This window comes from Pirellulales bacterium (assembly GCA_035546535.1).
Taxonomy (GTDB): Bacteria; Planctomycetota; Planctomycetia; order Pirellulales; family JACPPG01; genus JACPPG01.
Genome location: DASZWQ010000070.1, coordinates 1 through 6,912 on the forward strand (window position 1 = coordinate 1; position 6,912 = coordinate 6,912).

The 6,912-nt window shown below is 62.1% G+C and carries 7 protein-coding genes and 1 tRNA gene; 3 read left to right on the forward strand and 5 right to left on the reverse strand.

The features are described 5' to 3' along the window. On the forward strand, nt 1-127 hold a 127-nt coding region (locus VHD36_09735), incomplete at its 5' end, for an IS5/IS1182 family transposase (GenBank protein HVU87592.1). Here the strand turns inward: VHD36_09735 and VHD36_09740 are convergent. From VHD36_09740 to VHD36_09755, 4 genes are all read right to left on the reverse strand, one after another. Beyond that, nucleotides 70-645, reverse strand: a complete 576-nt coding sequence (locus VHD36_09740; GenBank protein HVU87593.1) for a TIM barrel protein — start codon at nt 643-645, stop codon at nt 70-72. The genes VHD36_09735 and VHD36_09740 overlap by 58 nt on opposite strands. Nucleotides 646-656: 11 nt before the next feature. Further along, entirely contained in the window at nt 657-827 is a 171-nt protein-coding gene (locus VHD36_09745) for a DUF1328 domain-containing protein (GenBank protein ID HVU87594.1), read from the reverse strand. A gap of 109 nt (nt 828-936) precedes the next feature. Further along, entirely contained in the window at nt 937-3,180 is a 2,244-nt protein-coding gene (locus VHD36_09750) for a penicillin acylase family protein (protein HVU87595.1), read from the reverse strand. 402 nt (nt 3,181-3,582) lie between these two features. Then, complete coding sequence (locus VHD36_09755; protein HVU87596.1) at nt 3,583-4,143, reverse strand: macro domain-containing protein; 561 nt, start codon at nt 4,141-4,143, stop codon at nt 3,583-3,585. Between the two features lie 126 nt (nt 4,144-4,269). Here VHD36_09755 and VHD36_09760 point away from each other — a divergent pair, with 126 nt between their 5' ends. Beyond that, the gene (locus tag VHD36_09760; GenBank protein HVU87597.1) at nt 4,270-5,211 is read left to right on the forward strand and encodes a right-handed parallel beta-helix repeat-containing protein; all 942 of its coding nucleotides are present in this window, start codon (nt 4,270-4,272) and stop codon (nt 5,209-5,211) included. Here the strand turns inward: VHD36_09760 and VHD36_09765 are convergent. Beyond that, on the reverse strand, nt 5,195-6,265 hold the full coding sequence (locus VHD36_09765) for a lysylphosphatidylglycerol synthase transmembrane domain-containing protein (protein ID HVU87598.1): 1,071 nt from the start codon (nt 6,263-6,265) through the stop codon (nt 5,195-5,197). The two genes, VHD36_09760 and VHD36_09765, sit on opposite strands and share 17 nt — an antisense overlap. Before the next feature lie 206 nt (nt 6,266-6,471). Between VHD36_09765 and VHD36_09770 the strand changes: the two genes are divergently transcribed. After that, nucleotides 6,472-6,544: transfer RNA gene (locus VHD36_09770), tRNA-Ala, on the forward strand. Nucleotides 6,545-6,912 lie beyond the last annotated feature (368 nt).

Sequence of the window (6,912 nt, forward strand, 5' to 3'; positions counted from 1 at the left end):
ATGGCTCGTCCGCTACCGCCGCCACGCCCGCGACTACGAACGCAACACCGAAACCAGCGAGGCCATGATCTACATCGCCATGATCAACCTCATGTCACGCCCCCTGACCCGACACAAATACATTTGAAGACACGTTCTAAGACCTAGTTCGCCGGCACGCTCGCCTAAACGCTGCAATCCCTCGACGGCCCACGACCACTGCTCGGCGGGCGGAATGACTTCCTTGTTCCAGATGTATTCACCGATCACGACCAGAACGTTTTTGGCGCGGTAGTCGTAGGCGAGGTCCAAATAAGCCTCGACACGGCGGCGATGAAAATCGCGCACGCTCTGGCTCGGGTCGGCCAGTCCCACCGCCACGCACGGCAGCGAAATGATCGGTAGCGCGAGCTCCGCGCAGATGTCGCGGATCAAACGGCGCTCGCGCGCGTCCAGATCCAGCGGATCGACGAAAATGTCAACTGCGTCGAAGCCGATCGCTTTCGTCTTGCGCAGGCCGAACTCGGTCGGTCTTCCGGCTTGCACCCAAGTCGAATTGATCAAGCCGAGCTTCATACGTCCGTGCTTGTGCTGTACGCTGAACGATCCGCCGCCGAAGCGCCGGGCGAGCCCGGCGGCCAAAGGCGCGCGGGAACAACTCGTCACTTGCGGCGCGTTTACGACAGCGGCGCGCCGCGGCGGCCGGTGAGGGCCGAGATGACAAAGAGGATCAGGAACACGACGAAGACGATCTTAGCGGCCGTCATCGCCGCGCCTTCGAGCGCTCCGAATCCCAATACGGCAGCGATCAACGCGATGATCAAGAAAATCAAAGCCCAGCGCAACATGGCATGGTCCTCCGCGATCCCCCACCGATTCGCCCCCGGCCCCGTTAGCCAAAGGTGCTTCCGGCCGCATATCACAGCCTACCTCACCGCGGGGGTTTCCGGGCCAAAATTACCTTGCCCCGGCCGTTTCGGTCGAGGTTTCGCCCGGGTGATAGGTCCGCTTGGCCGCCGCCACCACGTCATCCCAATGGAACGGGTTGTCCTTGAGCTTCTTCTGTGAAAGCAATTGGGCCTGGTCGAAGAAGTGTGGGCTCTTCGGATCGCCGGAAGCGCCGTACGGAAGCAACGATTTGCTCGTCACCTTATCGCTGAAGTCGACGACGCACATGTAGCTCGAACCCACGACCGCGTAATGCTTCTTCATGACCTTTAGCGGCGGCACATAAACGGTCGGCGAAAAGTACATCGTGAAGATCACGCCCGGCGGGCCCGGAATGCCTGCGCTGGGGATGCTGGCCACGTTGTCGCTGAAGGGAATCTTCATGAAGTCCGAGACGTTCGCGTGCCGCTGCAAGCGATTGATGTCGCCGTAGGGAACCTTCCAGTTGCCGAAATTCGTCTCCAGCTTTTTGGCGGCCGCGATCAGCGCCTTGAACTGCTCGGGCACGTTCGAGACGAACTGCTGTTTCAGCTTTTCGGCTGGATAGCCGAAGCCGTAGAGCTCTTCGTACCAGGCCACGCACAGCGTGGTCTGCGTCGATTCGATCGAGCCCTTGCAGTTCCAATCCAGCAGGTGTTCCAGGTACGGGGCCACGCGGCCGGCAAGATCGGGATCTGTCTCGCGAAGCTTCTCCAGGTCGCGTTTGTAGCGAGGCAGCTCCGTCAGCGCCCAGTAGATAGTCGTGTCGAACGCCAGCTCTTGCCAGCGATCGAACGTCATGTCGTGCGCGTCTTCCAACAGCATGCGCGCCATCTTGGCCCGGCGTTTGTCATCGTAGCGATCTTCGACCATGTAGTGGGGATAGTCGCCAATGGCGGGCCCGGCATTGTCCGTGGTCGTGTACGGCGTGGAGTTGCAGTTCTGCACGTAGCCGCTCGAGGGATTCAGCACCTGCGGCAGATCGGCCAAAGGATGGATGCCCTGCCATTCGGTGCGTTTGTCGGCGCCGTCGACCGGCTTTTCCCAATCGAAGCCGGGGTCGCGCTTGGGCACGACGCCGTTGTACAGGTAATAGATGTTCCCGTGCACGTCGGCGTAGACGGTATTGAAGAGGTGGATTTCGAGCATACCCATCGCGGCGCGGAAATCGTCGATGTTCTTGGCGCGGACCATCTGCATGGCCTGTCGCGAGAACAGCGAATCATAGAGCTTGCCGATATTGCCCGAGATGTATTCCTTTTCGCCGGTTTTCCGCAGGATCGGGCCGTGGTGCGTCTTTCGCAGCGTGACTTTGATCGATTCGGTATCACTGCCGCCGCGTTTGACCTTGATCGTGTCGGTCCATTCTTCCGCCTTGCGGTAGCCGCCGTCGTAACGATAGTTGAGTGGCTCGTCCGGATCGTCGAACGTCTCCTTCCAACTGCTGCCGACGCTGGGCTCGTTGGTCGTAAATCCCCAGCCACAATATTCGTTATGTCCCAGCGCCAGCGACGGCGTGCCGAAGAACGAGGCGCCGGTGAAGTTCCAACCCTCACCGCTTCGCAAATGGGCTTCGTAGAACTGGCCGTAGCCGTAGTAAGGCTGATGCGGGTTGATGAAGAGCAGCGGCTTGCCCGAGCGCGTGCGGCTGCCAGCGATGGCCAGGGCGTTGCTGCCGGTCGCTGCGCGAACTTCCTCTTCCAGTTTCTGCTCGCCGTAACTGCTCGGTACTTCGCCGCCCGGGACGTGCATGTGGCCGCCGAGCAGTTCCAGGATCGCAGCGCGGGCAAAGGCCAGCAGGTACCAGGGCTCCATCCGCTTGAGCATGCGCGGCTTCACGCGCGGATGCGTGTCGAGGTAATAGTTGATGCCGCCGACGAACGCTTCACCCATCCGCTGCAACTGCGGATCAAGATTCTGGAAATCTGCCCGCGACTTTTGCGGAATTTCAAAGGCGCGGTTGCGCATATCCTTGTCAAGGAATTGCTTGCCGTACAGTTCGGCATAGCGCCCCAGGGCCAGCGCGTAGGAGTCCTCGATCTGCCAGAAGAAATCCTCGGCCTGCGCGTAGCCAAAGCCGAAGATGACGGCTTCGTCGTTTTTGCCGTCGATGTGCGGCATGCCGTACTTGTCGCGATAGATCGTGACATCACGGGCAAGCGCCTGCGGATCGATCGTGCCGCTCTCGGCCGCCGACAGCGTGCGAGTGCTTGAACAAGCCAGGAATAAGCCGGCAACAAGCGCCGACAACGACGTGCGCAGACCGCAGGACATGGGCATACTCTCCCGGTGGAATAATGACTTTCCGATCGCTTATTGGGCCGCCACAGCCTTACACGGAGTCAATACCTCGCGCCCGTCGGCACCAGTGGACGAGCCACCAGTGGCACCCACCTCAAGGTTCGGAAGCAGCGGCGTCCGCATCGGGCATGAGACAAGTCTACTCAACGGGGCATGCCGGTCGCCACCCCCGCGCTAGCGGCGCACGGGCGGGAAATCGTAGATTCGCCCTGACGACGCCGGCCGCACGGTGCTAGTCGGCCGCGGCAAGTATGTCGACGCGATTTACCAAGGGGGCGCGAAATTCGAAGCGCTGGAGCCCGGGATCGGGTACGTCGTCGATGGCGCGGATACCTCGGCCCCGATCCGCCGAATCAGGAGCCTGCTCCCTTCCTCTTAACCTGGATCGTCGGATTCGATACCTGGCCATTGCGACAACGTCTCCGCGAAAACGCGCATCGCGTCGTCGCCGAACAAAACAAAACGGACCAGCTCGGGGCGCGCGGCGTCGCGCTGAAACTCGATCACCGTCGATAGCGAGACGCGCGCCGCGTCGGCAAGCGGATATCCGTAGACGCCGGTGCTGATCGCCGGCAGCGCCACCGAGCGGCAATCATTTTCCACGGCCAGTTCCAGGCAGCGACGTACGGCGCCGGCCAATAGCTCTGCTTCGCCTGCCGTCCCGCCGCGCCACACAGGACCCACGGCGTGCGCGACGAAGCGCGCCGCCAGGTTGCCGGCGGTGCTGATAACGGCCGAGCCGGTCGGGCAGCCGCGCGGATAGCGCGCATCGGTGTCGGCCATGATCGCTGGGCCGCCGCGGCGATGAATCGCGCCGTCGACACCGCCGCCACCGGCCAGGCGGCTATTGGCCGCATTGACGATCAAGTCGACTCGCTCGTGGGTGATGTCCCCTTGGCGAAGTTCCAGCCAGCAATTACCGACGGCGACTCGCATCGCAGAGTTCTCCATGCCGCAAGCGTAGTCAACATCATAGCAAAGGCCCCCGTTCCAGCGGCCGGCGGCTGTCACTCGGGGCGTGCTACACTTGTGAAGGTAAAAATCCGCTTAGGAACCAGCTCGATGCGCATGACCCCGGTCTTTCTTGCATTCATTCTGAGCGCGCTTTGCGGCGTAACTCGGGGTGAGGATCTGTTCGTCGACAACCTGCACGGAGATGATGCTCGTACCGGACGGACCCAGTTGGCCGATGTCACATTGAGTGGCCCCGTGCGGTCGCTTACCCGGGCGCTGGAGCTCGCGCGGCCTGGCGACCGTGTCATGATGGCCGACACCGGTGTCCCTTACCGTGAGAGCGTCACGCTCTCGGGCGGCCGCAACAATGGATTGGGTTCGGAGCCATTTGTCATCGAGGGTAACGGCGCCGTGCTCGACGGGTCGCTGCCCGTGCCGCCGCGCGCTTGGGAACATTTTCAGGGCGACGTGTTTCGCTTTCGCCCGCCGCGGATGGCCTTTGCCCAGTTGTTCCTCAATGGGCCGCCGGTTGATCGTCGCTACCTGAAAAGCACGCTGGGCCGGCTGCCGGACCTGGCGGCGGGCCAGTGGTGCCTGGCCGACGGCTGGATCTATTTCCGCGTCGAGCCGCAGACCTTGCCCGATGATTATCCCTTGCAGTACGCGGCCCTGACGGTGGGCATCACGTTGTACGAGGTACACGACGTGGTGATTCGCAACCTGACGGTGCAAGGTTTTCAGCTGGACGGCATCAACGCGCACGACTGTGCCAAGGATTGTCAATTGATCGGCGTGATCGCACGTGGCAATGGTCGGGCCGGGATCGCCGTGGGAGGCGCTTCGAACGTCCGCATCAAAACGTGCCTGCTCAGCGACAACGGCGACGAACAGATTCTGACGGAGGGCCCGTCCGTGACGTCGATCGAGGGAACGGAAATCGACGCGGCGAGCGCGCCGGCCCTGCAACGCAAGGAGGGCACCGTGTTCGTCGAGGGCGAGCGGGTCGAGAAGACCACGATCGATCAGTTGCCGGCTAGCGCGAACCCTTAGCGTCTTCCGAGGCCACCAGCGGCTTATCCTCGGCGGCCTCGTCTTCGTCGGACATGTGCTCGGCTTCCTCCCAGGCCGCATCCACATCGCGGCGTCCCCGGATGTAAAAGATCACGCCCACGATGGCGATCGTGATCGTGATGGCTCGCCAGCCAAAGGCCACGAACAGCCCCTCCTCGGGCGGCACTTCGGCGCCACCCGGCACGACGCTGTAGAGGGCATCCATCGCCCCTTCGAACTGTCCCAGGCCGGCCGGCAAGAGCGGAATGGCGCCGGCTAACATGGCCAGCGAAACAATGATGAAATGCGCCCCCAACGACGGCACTTCACCCGGCAGGCCGCGCGCGATCAGGTACACGGCGATCGTGTTCAACACATGGACGAACACGCTGAGCACCGAGGTCAGAATCAGCACACCGGGGCGGGTGCGGTACATGCGGATTGCTTCCAGCAATCGGCCAAACAAGGGACCCACGCGCGGTAATTCACGCAGGCGTCCGGAGAGTCGCCCCTGTGTGAAACCTGGTGTCACGAGCGCGAGAATGAAAATCGCGCCAATGACGGTACACCACAGCGTGGCCTGGACGAGAATCCGCACGGCCTCGACGTCGGTCGAAATGATGCCGGTCACGAGCGCCGCGACACTGGCCACCAGGAACAGCACATACAGACCGATCACCCGGTCGATCACAACCGTGGCCACGGCCTCGGCCCGCTTGCCGTGTTGCTCGCGGGCAATATACACGGCCTTGAGCAGGTCGCCCCCCACGCTGCCGAGCAAGACGAAGTTAAACAGATAGCCAAGAAATCCCAGCCGAAAGGCATCGGCCATGGTGAACGGCAGATCGAGAGCGCGCACCAGGTAGTACCAGCGCACAAAGGTCAGGCAGGTGGCCCCCATCCCCAGGGCCCACGCCGCGGCGAAGCAGCCCCAGTGCTTGGGCTGATCCATCATCAGCGCGAAGGTGTCGTCGCTGACAGCATCGTAGATCAGGTAGCCAAGGATGCCGAACGAAAGGCCGAATTTGAGCAGGTTCACCAGAACGTTTTTCAAAAACTCCTCCCGCCATGTTCTGGAACCCTGCGCCCCGCACCAATGGGCAGGGCGATACGGCCGGATTGACACCCCTTGTCGAGGGTGATAGATTTTCCGGTCTGTGATTGCAACCCCGATTGTAGCCGTGAGTTGTGGCCGAGGTCGAGAGCTTTTGTTCGGCCCGCACGCCCTCGGCGAAGCGATCGTGGCCGCGTACGAACCGCGGGGGATTAGCTCAGTTGGGAGAGCGTCTGGCTGGCAGCCAGAAGGTCAGGGGTTCGAGTCCCCTATCCTCCATTTTGGAAGCGAGTAATCGTCGAGCAACTCGATGGTTTTTGTCCCGCGCCGATTTCCTTATCTCTTGCGGCGCACGGGCGAGGTGCGCCCGCTCGAAGTTTTCCCGCGGACAGCAGCAATTCGATCCGCCCCTCGAAACAGTTGCAGGGGCGCTCTCAGCACATCCTTCGTGGGAGACCGTGAAAACGTCACGATCTTGGAGCCGCGCGACGCCCGCTTCCCAGCCAACCTGGACAATCTTTGCTCAATGACTTGCGGGCCGGGTCGTAGCGGTTATTGTCTCACGCACATCGCGCTCGTTCCCTAGCGCTCTAGTGAGTGCCCCAAGCCGTCGGAAGCTCAACGCAGCCGCCAACGGCTATTTTTAT